Raw genomic sequence first — 15,241 nt, forward strand, 5'->3', positions numbered from 1 at the left:
GGGAGGGACAGAAGCTGAGCATCCCTTTGACATTTTTCTTGCTGCAACGGGCGGCGCTTTTGCTTGTCGTTCTTTTTCTCTGTCTTCGCCTTCGTTTTTTTCGCTCTCTCATCCAGCGTCGACTGGTCGGAGAGCGGAAAGTTTACATGGTCATATGGTTTAGCCTGCTGGCTCTGTTAGGGACCCAGGCTGGCGCTGTGATCACCAATGTCCCGGCGCAGGCTTCTGCAGTGTCGTCCGACCTGGCTTTGGGGTTGACAAACGTTCCGCTCATCTCGCTTTTCCCTTTGTGGGCGGATCAGGCAGCGGTTACAATGGCGGGAATGAGCGTCATCGGCGCAGGGCTTGTCGGCGGATTGCCGGTAGGGCTCGCTGTCGGGGCGATCGCCGGATTGCATCTGCTTGTGCTTGGCGGCCTGTTGGCGAAAGTCAACGCCGTCACGATGGTTCTCACGGGATGGCTGACAGGGTGGCTGGCGCACCGCAGCGGCGAATCGCTCCTGTCGGGGCGACCGGCCTTTGCCGTAAGCCTGCTGTTTTCCCTCCTGGCCGGTGTGGTCGTGGTGATGGGCCAGCAAATGGGCGAAGCGCCGGTTCCCTTGCCGGCGCAGATCATGCTTCCTTCCGCGCTCGTCAACGCGCTGGCTGCCGCCGTCTTCATGGAGATGCTCCGGACAGCCTCGCGGGAGGTGGAGGAGGTGGCCTTGGAGACGGAGAAGGCGCTCAAATTGACCGAGTTCACCTTGTCCCAACTGCAGCAGGGACTCAATGCCGAGACAGGCCGAAATATCGCCGAAGCCTTCATTACCGAGTTGAAAACTCTTGCCGTGACCATCACCGACAACAAATACGTTCTGGTCCATGTGGGCATTGGCGAGGAGGAGTATCCCCATGGGCGGCTTGTTCACACGCAAGGCGCGCTTAAAGCGCTGGAAACGGGCAAGCTGCAGGTCGTCTACCGCCATGAGCCTTATAAGCATGCGTACCTTGATAAGATCCTGCGCGCCGCCGTCGTCATCCCCTTCAGTTGCGCGGGCCAGGTGATTGGACTGCTGAAACTCTATTTCTACCGCTCTCAGGACATTCGACCCTACGAGATCGGTCTTGCTCAGGGATTGGGGAAACTCATCTCTTACCAACTGAGCCTCCTGGAGACGGAAAAAAAGAGCCTTTTGCTCAAAGACGCGGAACTGCGCATGCTGCAAGCCCAGATTAACCCTCACTTTCTTTTCAACTCCCTTAACGCCATCGTGTCGCTGATCCGGACAAACCCAAGCCTGGCGCGCAAGATGATGCTACAACTGGCCGAATTCATGCGGATGAACCTGAAGATGATGGACAGGCCCCTCGTTTCCCTGGAAGAGGAGTTGCGGCACATCAAGGCGTATATCGATATTGTTCAACTGCGTTTTGCCGATCGCATGACCATCCGGATTGATGCAGAACCGGGATTAAATCACTTTCGCATCCCGCCGTCGACCCTCCAGCCGCTGGTGGAAAACAGCATCCAGCACGGGTTGAAGGACTGCTCCGAGGGCGGTTGCATCGCCTTGACCATCGTTCGCCACGATGACGGGGTTCAGATCCGGGTAACCGACAATGGAGCAGGGATTCCCGAATCCCTGCTCAGCCGCCTTGCCCGCCAACAGGTGCCCAGCCAGAAGGGCAACGGCATCGGCGTCCACAATGTAAGCCAGCGGCTGGCTTCCCTGTTAGGGGTGAACTCCCAACTGGTCTTCGCCAATCTGCCTGAGGGCGGTTGTGAGGTGCGCTTCTTCCTGCCGGAACCGAAGGAGGGGAGTGACAACGATGAAAGTGATGATCGCCGAGGACGAGTTGCTCTCTCGTGAAGAACTGGCGCACCTGCTGGGTCAGATCGAGGACATAGAACTCTGTCCGAGCGCCCGCAACGGCAAAGAACTGTTGCGTTTACAGAAAGAGCATCAACCCCAGCTTATCTTTTTAGATATTGAGATGCCGGAAATGAACGGCGTCGAGGCGGCCCGTCAACTGGCTGAGTCGAGTCCGCCCCCGTTGATCATCTTTACCACAGCCTACGAACAGTACGCACTGGAAGCCTTCGGCCTGCGCGCCCTCGACTACCTGCTCAAACCCGTCGATGAGGAGCGCCTCTCCGAGTCGCTGCAACGGGCGCGGGAACGATTGCAGGAATTGGCGCCGCAGACCGTGCCCAAGGCGCCGATCAGCAACCTTCTCCTGGAAGAGGGAGACAAGCTGGTCGTCGTCAAACCGGACCGGATCTTTTTTGCGGAGAAAGAGGAACGGCGGGTCGTCATCCATTGCGACCGCGGCCGTTTTGAGACGCGACTGACCATGCAGGAATTGCAGGACAAGCTGGCCGGCCATCCCTTCGTCCGCTGCCACCGCAGCTTTCTGGTCAACCTTGATTTTGTGGACGAGATCGAGCCCTGGCAGAACGGCACGTACAACATCCTGCTCAAAGGGCTTGGCGGCGTGAAAGTCCCTGTCAGCCGCGCGGCGGCAAAAGAGGTGCTCCAGCGTTTAGAACGGTGAGCATGAGCGTCCCATGAAAGTGTCTTTGGAACGATGCAGTGAACGGTGAAGCCGCTATGTAACGGTGAAGTCGAGAGGCTTCACCGTTTGCCGTTTACACCGCTCCTGACGCACTTCAGGCGGGGAAATCGACCGCTTAGGCACAGAGAAGAAAAAGTATTTGAAATTTTCAGAAAAATAACATACCATAAGACCAGACCCGCCGCCCGGAAAGGAAGGGGGGAGCGGTCATCGGCCCAGCGGGCTGACGAGGCGGCGACGATTACCCGGACGGAGGTTCATCCCTAAACGATGAGAGCACCGGGGTTACCGGCTATGCCCCGCAGAAAGCGAAACAGCCGAGCGGCTCGAAGAAGCGCTCGCGCCAGCGCTCTCAGGGACAACAAGCCAAAATGAGAGGAGAGACGACCGATGGGGCAACCGGTTATCACTACTGCGCAGGAAGCCCATTGGAAGGGTCCGGAGAAACCCCGGGACACGGAAACGCGTTGGGTGGAAATCAGCGAAAGCGCTGAGTTTCGCGGTTTGATGGCGGCTAAGGCGAGGTTTTTGATCCCAGCTATCTTATTTTCCTTTGTCTATTACTTCGCCTTGCCGCTCAGCGTGGGTTATTTCCCCCACATCATGAAAAAGCAGGTCATCGGTTCTATCAACCTGGCCTATCTATTCGCCCTTTCCCAGTTCTTTGTCGCTTGGGCGGTGGCTTTCATCTATGCCCGGGTGGCCGAAAACAGCTTTGACGTCACCGTCAACCGGATCAAAGAAAAACTGCGGGGGAGGGGCAATCCATGAAGTGGATCACCTACAGCTTATTCGCGCTGATCGTCTCGATCACCGTCGGCATCACCTACTGGGCGGCCCGGCGCACCAAATCGGCCTCTGAGTTTTATGCGGCCGGGCGCTCGCTGAGCGGCGTGCAAAACGGTTTCGCCATCGCCGGCGACTACATGAGCGCCGCCTCCTTCCTCGGCATCGCCGGTCTGATCGCACTCAACGGCTATGACGGGTTCATGTACTCCGTCGGTTGGCTCGTCGCCTACATCTCGGTGCTGCTGATCGTGGCCGAGCCGCTGCGCAACTCCGGAAAATACACGATGGCCGACGTGTTGGCCTATCGTTTAAAACCGAAGCCGGTCCGCACCGCTGCCGCGGTGAGCACACTCACCATCTCCACCTTCTATCTGATTGCCCAGATGGTTGGCGCGGGCAGCCTGATTCAACTGCTGGTGGGCATCCCCTATGAGACGGCAATCATCATCGTCGGTGTCATGATGGTCCTCTATGTGGCCTTCGGCGGCATGCTGGCGACCACTTGGGTGCAGATCGTCAAGGCGGGCCTCTTGATGGCCGGCGCCATCATGCTGGCCATGATGGTCCTAGCGAAGTTCAGCTTCAACCCTGTCGCTTTCTTCGACGCCATCTCAGCCAAACATGGGCAACAGTTTCTCGAACCGGGACTGCTCTATAAAGACCCCATCGAACTGATCTCACTGGGTATGGCTCTCGTCCTGGGAACAGCCGGCATGCCACACATCCTGATGCGTTTTTACACCGTGCCGACGGCAAAAACGGCCCGCATCTCCGTCATCTGGGCGATGGTGCTCATCGGTGTCTTCTACATCATGACGACCTTCCTCGGTTTCGGCGCCTCCCTGTTCCTCGATAAGGCGACCATCACGTCAGCTGACAAGGGCGGCAACATGGCGGCGCCGCTGCTCGCCCAGTACCTTGGCGGCGGAGCGGGCACTGCCGGCGGAGAGGCGATGCTGGCCTTCATCGTGGCTGTAGCCTTCGCCACCATCCTGGCTGTTGTCGCCGGTCTGACCCTGGCGGCGTCAAGCGCCTTCGCCCATGACTTCTACGTCAACGTCCTCAAGGGTGGCAAGGTCGATGAGGCCTCTCAGGTGAAAGTCGCCCGTATGGCCACCTTCGGCGTCGGCGCTGTGGCCATCCTGTTGGGCTTGTTGTCAAAAGGGCAAAACGTAGCCCATCTGGTGGCGCTTGCCTTCGCCGTCGCCTCAGCGGCCAACGTGCCTGTCGTCATCTACTCGGTCTTCTGGAAGAAGTTCAACACTGGCGGGGCCGTCACGGGGATCGTCGTGGGCTTGCTCTCCACCCTGGCTCTGGTTGCCGTCAGCCCTAACTACTTCCCGGCCAAAGAAGCCCTCTTTCCCTGGAAGAACCCCGGTATCATCAGTATCCCACTTGGATTCCTCGCCGCCTATGTGGGTAGCCTTCTCTTTGCGGAACCAGAAGCAGAGGCGAAGTTTGAGGAACTCTATGTGAGGGCGAACACCGGAATTGGCGCTGAGAGCTGAGATAAAGTTAAATCAAACAGCCCCTGCGATCAAACAGTTCTGTTTAATCGCGGGGGCTGTTTTTTATGGTCGCTCTGACTGGAATAAAGGGATACTCTTAAAAAACGTAGATTCATGAAGATAAATAAAGGTGAATTAAGGCCTGGCAGGATAAAGGGCATAGGACGGTCAAGGGGACTCTGTCTCTGTGCATTTGTCAGAGATATGGCTTTTGCCTAATCGGCCTAGTGGATCTATACTTCATTCAGTTAAATAAGGCCGAGTTTCGACTGAGTCGAAAGCGGGGGAACCGTTTTTATGGGGCTAATATCTCTCGTCAAGAAAGAAGGATGTGCTCACCGTCCTGCCCGTCAGCTAACCTCGTAGGCTGTTGAGACGCATCAGTAGAGTTATTTCCGTGAAATAGCCTGCGTTAAGGCAGCCAGCATTCGGGTTGCCTTTTATGTTTTGGAATAAACTAGTCTCAGCTTTTGCGACCCGTCTTAACAATATGGGGGAGGAAACTTCCGTGGTTCAGCGATCCCTAAAACGGCTCTTGTTCGGAAGACCCTTGCACAACCGGGAGTTATCCCATGAAAAATTGCCCAATTGGAAGGCCTTGCCCATCTTCTCCTCCGATGCCCTTTCATCGATTGCCTATGGTCCCGAACAAGTGATTTTGGCGCTCACCGCAGCCAGCGCATTGACCTACGGTTTCGTGCCGTATGTCTCTATCGGCATCCTACTGTTGTTGGCCGTCGTCACCCTATCCTATGTCCAGGTGGCGCGGGCTAACCCAGGCGGCGGCGGTTCCTATTCGGTAGCAAAAGGAAACCTAGGTGAAATCCCCGCCTTGATCGCGGCAGGTTCGTTGATCGCCGACTACTGTCTCACCGTCGCCGTTTCGATATCGTCCGGCACCGATGCCCTGGTGTCGGCCTTCCCTCAGTTGAATCCGATTCGGCTTGGCATCGATCTCTTTGTCCTCTTTGGTATCTTGATGATCATCAACTTGCGAGGCGTCCGGGAATCAGCCAATGCCTTCGTCTATCCCACTTACGCCTTTATCTTCGGCATTGCCGCGCTTATCGTCACGGGTGTCTATCATGCCGTCACGGGCACCCATCCGGTGCTGCCTCCCGAATCCTTAGGAAAACAATGGACGGCAGGCATGTTGTTCGTCCTATTGCGGGCATTTTCCAATGGCTGTAGCTCCATGACCGGGATCGAGGCGATTTCCAACGGGGTGCCTAACTTTAGAGAACCGGAGGCGGAGAACGCGAGGGTCACGACCTATGCGATGTCTCTAATCCTGGGAATCATGTTTGCGGGGATCTCTTTTCTTATGATGCATTTTCACATCTTACCGATGGAGAATGTAACCGGTCTCTCGCAAATCGCCGAGTTGACGGTGGGCCGAAGCTGGGCCTATTACTACATCCAGTTTACGACCATGATTATCCTCTACCTGGCGGCGAATACGGCCTACAACGGTCTCCCGCCCCTGTTGTCCCTGCTCGCCATCGACGGATATATGCCTCGATACCTGTCGGCCCGAGGTGACCGGCTGGCTTTCACCAACGGGATTATCTTCCTTACCCTCGCGGCGGCTGTGCTCATCGTTCTCTACCACGGCAATACAGAGCACCTGATCTCCCTATACGCCATCGGTGTTTTCTTGTCGTTCACCATCGCCCAAAGCGGGATGGTTATTCACTGGCAAAAAGACAGAAGCTCTGGTTGGCGGAGCCGAGCGGCGATCAATGGCATCGGGGCGTTCATTACCGGCATCGTCGTCATCGTAATCGCTGTGTCGAAGTTCATCCATGGGGCATGGATAATCCTCGTTTTCATCCCTGCGGCCATCTATGTCTTTAAGAAGATCAAGAATCACTATCTCGCCGTCAGCGACCAACTGGGCATGGAATGGGTGAAAATCGGCAAACCGGAGCCGGAGCGAAAACACATCGTGATCGTCCCGATTGCCGGTGTCAACCGGGTGGTGCAGAACACGATCGAGTATGCGAAGATCCTCAAGGCGGAGGTGCATGCCGTCTATATCGGGACAGACGCCGCCCAGACGGAAAAGGTGCTGGAGCGTTGGGAACGGTGGAAACCGGGTGTTGAATTGAGGACCATCGAATCGCCCTACCGAACGATCATCACGCCGCTTGTGCGGTATATCGATCGGATAAAGCATAAAGGCAATCCCCAGGATTTCATCACCATACTGATTCCTGAGTTTGAAACGAAAGCATGGTGGCATCGCGTCCTTCATAACCAAACAGGCTGGATGTTGCGAACGGTCCTTTTGCTGTACAGGGATGTCGTTGTGTCCACAGTACCCTTCAAGTTAATCAAGTAAATGAGCCACGAAAAAAGGCCCCTTTTGCAACGCAGTAAAAGGGGGCTAAGTATTCCATACTATCGAGGGTCCCAATCCGGAGTCAGTGCAGCTTGCGTTAGGGCAACCGCATGTCCACCCGCATCTCACCGCCAGTGTAAAGGGGGTTGGCAGTTTTGGTCGGAAGTGGGGAGGAGGGGCGCCCTGCGCCGAGAACCTTTTAGCTGGCCTGGCGTGTTTTCTGCCGGGCGGCTTCGGTGATAGCCGGTCCTTTTCGGATCAGGCCGAGGGGCGCGCCAATGGGAAGGACGACGCGGCCGAAGAAGGTGTTCAGGAAGATGGCGCCGCAGCCGTAAAAACCGAGCATGGAGATCGCGAATTCGGACCAACCGGCGACCAGGTGAAGGTCGACAAGTTGGAAGGCCGTCAAGGTGAGCGAAGCGAACAGCACGTTGATCAGCACCAGGATCGCTGCAAAGACCTTGTTGGTTTCAAAAGAAGCGATCATGATGAAGAAGGAAAAAATACCGTAGCCGAGGAAGGCCCAACCGAGTTGAACGCCGCTGAAGGAAGCCTTAAACTCAGGCCCCATCCAACCGAGGGTGATGGCCCAGGAGGTGGCGACGCCAAACCAGAACAAACCGTAGGACGTCAAGACTGTGGCGCCGAAGTAGTTGTTCTTTTTGAAATCATACATGCCGGCAATAAACTGGGCCAAGGCGCCGAGGAAGATGGCCCAGGGGAAGATGCCGGAGACGCCAGTGGTCCAGCCGAGCTTCTGGCTTGATGCGACCAGCGTGACCATGGCGAGGCCGAAGACGCCAAGGGCGGTCGGATCGGCAACAGTGATTTTCGTCTCAATGGATTTCGCTTCGTTCGACAATGGATCTGCCTCCTAAAAACTGCAAAAATTGCGTATTGGGACAATTTTCTGATTCTTTAGAGTACACCGTAATTTTTGTAGACATGAGTCTCATACATGATGTGGAACTGCTTGACTCTCGACCTCCTTATGTCGCAAGTACTACCTATTTTAATTGGAATCCTGGAAAAAGACAAGTCTGAATTGTGCAAATATGCGAACAATTTTACGCGGTTGTTGTTTATCTGACGAGACAGGGTATCCCGGAAAAAAAGCATCCTCTTTTTGGGAAGAGGAATACGAAAAAGCAGGTTTCTTCGTCTGTTAAGGGAATGGGTGATAAGTAGATGTACATGAGCGGCGGCTGTAGTGAAAAGCACTCGTTCCTCACGGGGCTGCCCATAGATTGAAGAAAAAACACCGCGTTCAGGTTGTAGACCTGAACGCGGTGTTTTTTCTAATTCACAGCGCGCCTAATGAATCATTATACAGCGCCCTGGACATCCTTCTGCGACGCCTGGTACTCCAGGTACTCGTCGAAGGTCATCAGCTTGTCGATGAGACCATCGGGGGTCAGTTCAATGACGCGGTTGGCGATGGTCTGGGTGAACTGGTGGTCCTGGGAGACGAAAAGCAAAGTCCCCTCGAAGCTCATCAGGCCGTTGTTCAAGGCGGTAATCGATTCCAGGTCCAGGTGGTTCGTCGGCTCGTCCATGATCAGCACGTTGGCGCCGCTGAGCATCATCCGTGAGAGCATGCAGCGCACCTTCTCGCCGCCGGAGAGGACGGAGACTTTTTTCAACGTCTCGTCGCCAGAGAAGAGCATGCGGCCGAGGAAGCCCCGAACAAACCCTTCGTCCTGATCTTTCGAGTACTGGCGCAGCCAGTCGATCAGGTTCAGATCGCCGTCGGTGAAGTAGGCCGAGTTATCCTTGGGGAAGTAGGCCTGGGAGGTGGTGATGCCCCACTTGAACTCGCCGCTGTCGGCTTCCAACTCGCCCATGAGGATCTGGAAGAGGGTTGTCTTGGCCAGACCGTTGGCGCCGACGAAGGCGATCTTGTCTCCCTTGTTGATAGTGAAGGAGACGTTGTTGAGGACTTTTTCGCCGTCGATCGTCTTCGTCAGTCCCGAGACGGTGATCAGGTCGTTGCCGGCTTCCCGGTCCGGTTTGAAGACGATGTAAGGGTATTTACGGTTCGACGGCTTGATGTCGTCGAGGGTGATCTTGTCGAGCAGCTTTTTCCGCGACGTGGCCTGTTTGGACTTGGAAGCGTTGGCGCTGAAGCGGCGGATGAACTGCTCCAGTTCCTTGATCTTCTCTTCCTTCTTCTTGTTGGCGTTGCGGGCCATCTGCAGAGCCAACTGGCTCGACTCGTACCAGAAGTCGTAGTTGCCCACATAGAGTTGGATCTTGCCGAAGTCGATGTCAGCGATGTGGGTGCAAACCTGGTTCAAGAAGTGCCGGTCGTGGGAGACGACGATGACGATGCCCTTGTACTCGGCCAGGAAGTTTTCCAGCCAGCCGATGGAGTCGAGGTCCAGGTGGTTCGTCGGTTCGTCAAGGAGGAGGATGTGGGGGTTGCCGAAGAGCGCCTGGGCGAGGAGGACCCGCAGCTTGGCGTTGGCTTCCAGTTCCTTCATCTGTCTGTCATGCAGTTCGTTCGGGACGCCCAGACCGGTGAGCAGGCTGGCGGCTTCCGATTCGGCGTCCCAGCCGTTCATTTCAGCAAACTCGCCTTCCAGTTCGGCGGCGCGCATGCCGTCTTCCTCAGTGAAATCGGCTTTTGCGTAGATGGCGTCTTTTTCCTCCATCACTTCATAGAGGCGGGCATGGCCCATGATCACTGTCTTGATGACGTCGTACTCGTCAAACTCGAAGTGGTTCTGTTTCAACACGGCGATGCGCTCGCCGGGGGTGACGACCACTTCACCGCTCGAAGGCTCAAGCTCACCGGAGAGGATCTTCAGGAAGGTGGACTTGCCGGCGCCGTTGGCCCCGATGAGGCCATAGGTGTTGCCGGGCGTAAATTTGATGTTGACGTCTTCGAACAAGGCGCGCTTGCCGAAACGCAATGTGAGGTTCTGTGTACTGATCATTTCGGACACCTAACCTTTTTCGTTTATTGGGTGTACACCGCAAAAAACTCCCCAGGCAAAGCCTGGGGAGTTGCGTAGTGCCGATGGCTTACCAGTTGGAACGACGGGAGCTGAAGCAGTCCCGGCAGTAAACCGGCTTGTCGCCGCGGGGCTGGAAGGGAACGGTGGTTTCGACGCCGCAGCCGGAGCAAACAGCGGGGAACATCTGGCGCTCTTCACGACGGCCAAAGCCGCTGTTGTTGTTGCGCTGCTGGCCACGACGGGCGGCGCGGCAGGAAGGGCAACGGCCAGGTTCGTTGGTGAAACCTTTTTCAGCGAAGAACTCTTGTTCCGACGCGGTGAAAGCAAATTCGGAGCCGCAGTCTTTGCAGGTCAGGTACTTGTCTTGAAACATGAGAAAATCCTCCTCGATATTTTTTGCCCGGCGCTAGGGAAGCGACAGAACTCCTTGACTTCCCGAGCCGGAGGCTATCGAGGAAGGGGATATCGTCTGCTCCTAATGGTTACGAGCAGTTCCTAGTATAACCTGAAAACGGAAAAAATACAACAAAGGAATCAGGAATTAGGGGGAGGAAATTTTTCCGATCAGGAATCTTGCGCTCTTGTATTTCAGCCCGCCATGAAGCGGTTAGATAAAGTCGCAATCCGACACTCTACTTCCCTGGGGGTGGGCATTATTCCCGTTTGCTTGTACACTGGTTCTCGGACATGCATGTATCATAGCCCAGTTTAGCTGATGCAGCAATAGGGAAGGCTGCGTAGAGGATAGAGGCTTGAATTGAAGTGCAGAGAAGCCCGGCAAAAACTGCCGGGCTTTCGCATTGCTTATTTATTATGCTTCCTAATTAGGCGGGACGGCGGCTGTTGATGACCTTCACATTGGCGGGACCTTTTTTGATCAGGCCCAGGGGGGCGCCGAGGGGGAGGATGGTCCGCCCGAAGAAGTTGTTCAGGAAGAAGGCGCCGGCAGCGTAAAATCCGAGGATGGAGATGGAAAATTCGGACCAGCCGGCCACGGCATGGAGGTCGATCACCTGGAAGGCCGTCAGGGCGAGGGACAGGAGCAGCACGTTGATCAACACCAGGATGGCGGCGAAGACCTTGTTGGTCTCAAAAGAAGCGATCATGATGAAGAGGGAGAAGATGAAGTACCCCAAAAAGCCCCAACCGAGTTGGACGCTGCTGAAAGCGGCCTTGAATTCGGGGCCCAGCCAGCCGAGGGTGATCGCCCAGGACATGGCGACAGAGAACCAGAAGAGGCCGTAAGCGGTGAGGACGGTGGCGCCGAAGTAGTTGTTCTTTTTGAAGTCAAAGATGCCGGCGATCACCTGAGCAAAGGCGCCGAGGAAGAAGGCCCAGGGAACGAGAGCGGAGACGCCGCTGGTCCAGCCCAGCTTCTGCGTCGAGGCCACAAAGGTGACCATGGCCAGGCCGAAGACGCCGAGGGCAGTCGGATCGGCAACGGTGATTTTTGCTTCAACGTGCTTGGTTTCGGTGGACATCGTTAGCCTCCTGTCAGGATTTTTATGTTGTTCGTGAAAACAAACACTTGCTTGATTGTAAAGGAAAAAGGGGCGCAAGGCAAGGGGGATTTGAACCGTGAGCGACATAAAAAGCTGAGTCGCAAGGGCAAATGAAAAAAGGGTTCTGTCAAAAGGTTAAACAGAACCCAGTCGTTTATTCGTTTCGGTATTGGGGCGGGTGTTATAGACCTGATGACTCTGCCTCTAGCCCTGTCAACTGCTCCCCCAGCGTTGGCGTGACAGATGGGGAAACATACAGGCACTGCATCTGGCGACCGTTGTGAAACAGCACATAGCGGGTATCCGTCCTGTTTTGGGACAGTCTACCGACAAGGCGTTGCGTCTCCTCGTATTCCGCCTCCAGGGGATTGCGTTCCTCATCGGCGGTGTACCAGATAGCCACGTCCGGCCCGCCTTCTGTGCGCAGCCAGTAGTCGATGGCAAACAATTCGTGGTCGTTGATAAACAGCCAGCCCGCTCGGCGAACCGCCAGGGAGGTGACGATGCCGTCAGCGTTGAGTGTAGCGATGACGATGCGGCCGATGCCCAGTTGCTGGTTCAGGTTGCGCAGTTCGCTGATGGAGTGACCGTTCCAGGTCCGCTCGCTCAGCAGATGGCCGTAGTCGAAGGCCCACTCGGTCAAAAATTTCTTGTGGAGAATGTCCCGCCGCAGCGTGGCGTAGCGGCCCATGGCATAGAGCAGCGTGACGCTGAAGGCCATGAAGGTGGCCGAGGTCACCCAGCCGTTTGCGCGGGCGACGGCGTTGGGAACGGCTTGGGTCAGCAGCAGTTCCGATCCCAGATAGGCGATAGGGAAGAAACCTGCGCCGATGCAGAGAGCGGAGAGCCGTACCCAGACAATGTTTTGTCGCAGGAATCCCTGCTCCACCAATTTGCCTGCCAACAGATCGCTGTAGTGCCAGACTCCAGCGAAGAGGGCGTACCAAATGGTGATTTCCCAGTAGTTGTTCCATGGGAACAGGCCCATCCATCATCACCTGCCGAAGCTAAATTTAACGATTGTTTAAGATATTAGACAAGATTGTAGAAAGTCCTGTCTAAGGTTGAATATATCAATAAATTATTTTAATCACATATGTAATGTCAAAAATCGAAAGGGTATTAACAGATGAATAGGAAATGTGCGTAAAAAAAGTAAAAAACCCAGCGCCTTTTTTGCCGGGTTTTAGCGAGATTTCATCCTTCTTTATGCAGACGGTATATAGACACGATATAGACAGGATATAGAAGGGTGCTTTAGTCTACAGGATCTAAGATGATGTCCTGAAAGTGACTGGCGTATTCTTGCGAGCGTATCTCTGTGGCAGATTTATAGAGCGCTTTGCGATCGTGGAAGGGTCCTTCGATGCCAAAGGCTGTTCTGGCGAAACCAAGACGCCGGATCGCTTCGGCCATCTCTTCCTTTTGGTTGGGGCTGTACAACTGTACGGGATCGCCGATGGCGACGGCATATGGCGGAACAAAGTAACCGTCTGGGATCACTGTATTGGCGTGGACAAGGGCGCCAACGGCGATGACGGCGCCAGAGCCAATCTTTGCCCCTTGAAGAACCGTCGCGCCGGTGGCAATGTATGAGCAGGGGGCAACGGCGCAACCGAGTAGCGTAGCATGGGGACCGATGAACACATGGTCTCCGATGAGGACCGGTTGGTCTGTATCAGCGGAGCGATTCCCGCGCAACACCGCATTTTCACTGATGATCGCATACTCGCCGATTTCTACCATCGATGTTTCGGCAGTGACAATGGCGCCGAAGAGGATTCTCCCGTGGGGACCCACCAGCACCTTGCCCACAAGGGTGGAGGTGGGGGAGACATAGGCCGTCGGGTTTACAATAGGTTCATGATCGCGGTGTCGGATAAGCAAAAGGATGCGCCTCCCACGTTTGGTATCTGTATGTTTGATTCGCCGATTTTTTCGTCATTCCTACTCCGGAGGCAGCGAAAGGACGCAACCCCTTTGCGCCCTTCAAAAATGATTTGGGGGACTTTTTACAAGGTGACACGACGAGACTTTGTTCAGTATCCGATAACGAGAAGCTCAAAGCATAGCATCTTAAGGCTTTTTGGGGCGTAGGAGAATAAATAGCGACTTGTTAAGAAAACGAAGAACGACACCAGTCTAAAAACCTGGTGTCGTTCCCCTTCTCAATCGGCCAAGCTGTCCATCCGCTCCCAGAGCCGATTGGCTGCTATTTTCGCTTTCTCGTAGATTGTTTGAACGTCCTTCACAAACTCCCGGTTTTCCAGCACGATCTTCCCGTTGACGATGACTGTCTTCACATCCCTCGAATCCATGCCGAAGGCGATGTGTCCGGCCATGTTGTCCGCTACGAAAGGGGTAGGCGAGTCATAGTCGACGATCGTGAGGTCGGCCTTATATCCCTTTTCCACCTTGCCGAAGCGGGCGCCGAAGTAGCGTTCGAGCAGGTCGTTGCCGTTGTAGAGGAATTTGAGGAAGCTGTCCGGCCAGAGGGGGCCGCCGGCGTCGCGGTGTTTGAAGAAGGCAAACTTGAACTCCTCGAACATGTCGCTGCCGATTCCGTCGGTGCCGAGGGCGAAGTTTTGGTACTGAGGGATCTTGTGATTGTATCCCACGTTGTTGTTCATGTTGGAACGGGCGTTGTGGGCCAGGTAGGCGTTGTTTTCGTTGATCAGGCGCACATCCTCGTCAGAGAGGTGGACGCCGTGGACGAGGAGCGCCTTGTCGTTGATCAGGCCGAAGTTGTGGAGGCGGGCGACGATGTCCTTTCCGTAGTGATGGTGGGAGTGAGACACGTCGTAACGGTCTTCAGCCACATGGACGTGGATGCCCCGACCGGTCTCCTTGACCGCTTCGGCCATCAGCCGGAGCGCCTCGTCGGGCATCGTCACCGGCGCGTGACCGCCGATCATGGCTTCGACCAGGTAGTGGCCGTTGCCGGCCTGCCGGTCCTTTTCACAGAGTTTGGCGAAGGCGATGTTCTCTTCGACGCCGGCTTCCACCTCTTTGAGCCCGCTGTTGCGGTCTGTCGTCTCATAGCAGGTGATGCCCCGGAGGCCCACCTCTTCAAAAGCGGTTTTGAGCACCGAGAGGGAACCGCCGATGAAGTTGGGCGAGGCGTGGTGGTCGATGACGGCGGTTGTGCCGCAGCGGATGGCTTCGAGGGAGCAGACGAGGCCGCTGTAGTAGAGGATCTCCTCGTCGATGGCCCGGTCGAGGCGCCACCAGAGGTTTTTCAAGACGGAGATGAAGTCGGGACTCGGTTTGATGCGGGCCAGGATCCCACGGGACAGGCCCGAGTAGAAGTGATTATGGCTGCAGACGATGCCGGGCATAACGAGGGCGCCCTTGACATCGATAACCCGTTTGGCGTCATAGGTTCCGGAAAGATTCGAGCCGACGGCCATGATCTCCGTTCCGTAGATGTAGATGTCCATGCCCGTCCGCACGCTCGGCGGTTGGAACTCGACGATAGTGGCGTTTTTTAGCAGGATCACGGGTCGTGTCCTCCTTACATGCTTGCTTGTATCAGCGCTTTGCTGCTGTGCAATGGTGATATGTTAATTAAGATGTAAAACG

The 15,241-nt window shown here is 55.6% G+C and carries 12 protein-coding genes and 1 riboswitch; of the genes, 5 read left to right on the forward strand and 7 right to left on the reverse strand.

Features of this window, described 5'->3' with window-relative positions; all coding sequences use genetic code 11:
- Window positions 1-59 precede the first annotated feature (59 nt).
- From GTO91_RS09955 to GTO91_RS09975, 5 genes are all read left to right on the forward strand, one after another.
- Entirely contained in the window at window positions 60-1,850 is a 1,791-nt protein-coding gene (locus GTO91_RS09955) for a sensor histidine kinase (protein WP_268894851.1), read from the forward strand.
- Window positions 1,810-2,535: a LytR/AlgR family response regulator transcription factor gene (locus GTO91_RS09960; protein ID WP_161258560.1), complete on the forward strand. Its 726-nt coding sequence runs from the start codon at window positions 1,810-1,812 to the stop codon at window positions 2,533-2,535. The genes GTO91_RS09955 and GTO91_RS09960 overlap by 41 nt, the downstream gene beginning before the upstream one ends.
- Window positions 2,536-2,946: 411 nt before the next feature.
- A complete protein-coding gene (locus GTO91_RS09965; RefSeq protein WP_161258562.1) occupies window positions 2,947-3,327 on the forward strand; it encodes a DUF485 domain-containing protein in 381 nt (126 codons plus the stop codon).
- Window positions 3,324-4,853: a solute symporter family protein gene (locus GTO91_RS09970; RefSeq protein ID WP_161258564.1), complete on the forward strand. Its 1,530-nt coding sequence runs from the start codon at window positions 3,324-3,326 to the stop codon at window positions 4,851-4,853. The genes GTO91_RS09965 and GTO91_RS09970 overlap by 4 nt, the downstream gene beginning before the upstream one ends.
- A gap of 246 nt (window positions 4,854-5,099) precedes the next feature.
- Window positions 5,100-5,237: riboswitch (cyclic di-AMP (ydaO/yuaA leader) on the forward strand.
- A 124-nt stretch (window positions 5,238-5,361) separates the two neighbouring features.
- Window positions 5,362-7,197: an APC family permease gene (locus GTO91_RS09975; protein WP_328793774.1), complete on the forward strand. Its 1,836-nt coding sequence runs from the start codon at window positions 5,362-5,364 to the stop codon at window positions 7,195-7,197.
- Between the two features lie 199 nt (window positions 7,198-7,396).
- Here GTO91_RS09975 and GTO91_RS09980 read toward each other — a convergent pair whose 3' ends face one another.
- The 7 genes from GTO91_RS09980 to ssnA all read right to left on the reverse strand — a co-directional run bounded on the left by GTO91_RS09980 (window position 7,397) and on the right by ssnA (window position 15,159).
- Window positions 7,397-8,059, reverse strand: coding sequence for an acetate uptake transporter (locus GTO91_RS09980; RefSeq protein WP_161258567.1), 663 nt, complete (start codon window positions 8,057-8,059; stop codon window positions 7,397-7,399).
- Between the two features lie 463 nt (window positions 8,060-8,522).
- Window positions 8,523-10,136: an ABC-F family ATP-binding cassette domain-containing protein gene (locus GTO91_RS09985; RefSeq protein ID WP_161258568.1), complete on the reverse strand. Its 1,614-nt coding sequence runs from the start codon at window positions 10,134-10,136 to the stop codon at window positions 8,523-8,525.
- 88 nt (window positions 10,137-10,224) lie between these two features.
- Window positions 10,225-10,530 (reverse strand): zinc-ribbon domain containing protein, encoded by a 306-nt coding sequence (locus GTO91_RS09990; protein ID WP_161258569.1) that lies wholly within the window; start codon window positions 10,528-10,530, stop codon window positions 10,225-10,227.
- A 451-nt stretch (window positions 10,531-10,981) separates the two neighbouring features.
- Complete coding sequence (locus tag GTO91_RS09995; protein ID WP_161258570.1) at window positions 10,982-11,638, reverse strand: acetate uptake transporter; 657 nt, start codon at window positions 11,636-11,638, stop codon at window positions 10,982-10,984.
- A gap of 202 nt (window positions 11,639-11,840) precedes the next feature.
- Complete coding sequence (locus GTO91_RS10000; protein ID WP_161258572.1) at window positions 11,841-12,647, reverse strand: hypothetical protein; 807 nt, start codon at window positions 12,645-12,647, stop codon at window positions 11,841-11,843.
- A 269-nt stretch (window positions 12,648-12,916) separates the two neighbouring features.
- On the reverse strand, window positions 12,917-13,546 hold the full coding sequence (locus tag GTO91_RS10005) for a gamma carbonic anhydrase family protein (RefSeq protein WP_170294187.1): 630 nt from the start codon (window positions 13,544-13,546) through the stop codon (window positions 12,917-12,919).
- A gap of 281 nt (window positions 13,547-13,827) precedes the next feature.
- Window positions 13,828-15,159 carry a putative aminohydrolase SsnA gene (gene ssnA, locus GTO91_RS10010; RefSeq protein WP_161258573.1) on the reverse strand — a complete coding sequence of 444 codons (1,332 nt, stop codon included), beginning with the start codon at window positions 15,157-15,159 and terminating at the stop codon, window positions 13,828-13,830.
- Window positions 15,160-15,241 lie beyond the last annotated feature (82 nt).

The organism is Heliomicrobium undosum (assembly GCF_009877425.1).
GTDB lineage: Bacteria > Bacillota > Desulfitobacteriia > Heliobacteriales > Heliobacteriaceae > Heliomicrobium > Heliomicrobium undosum.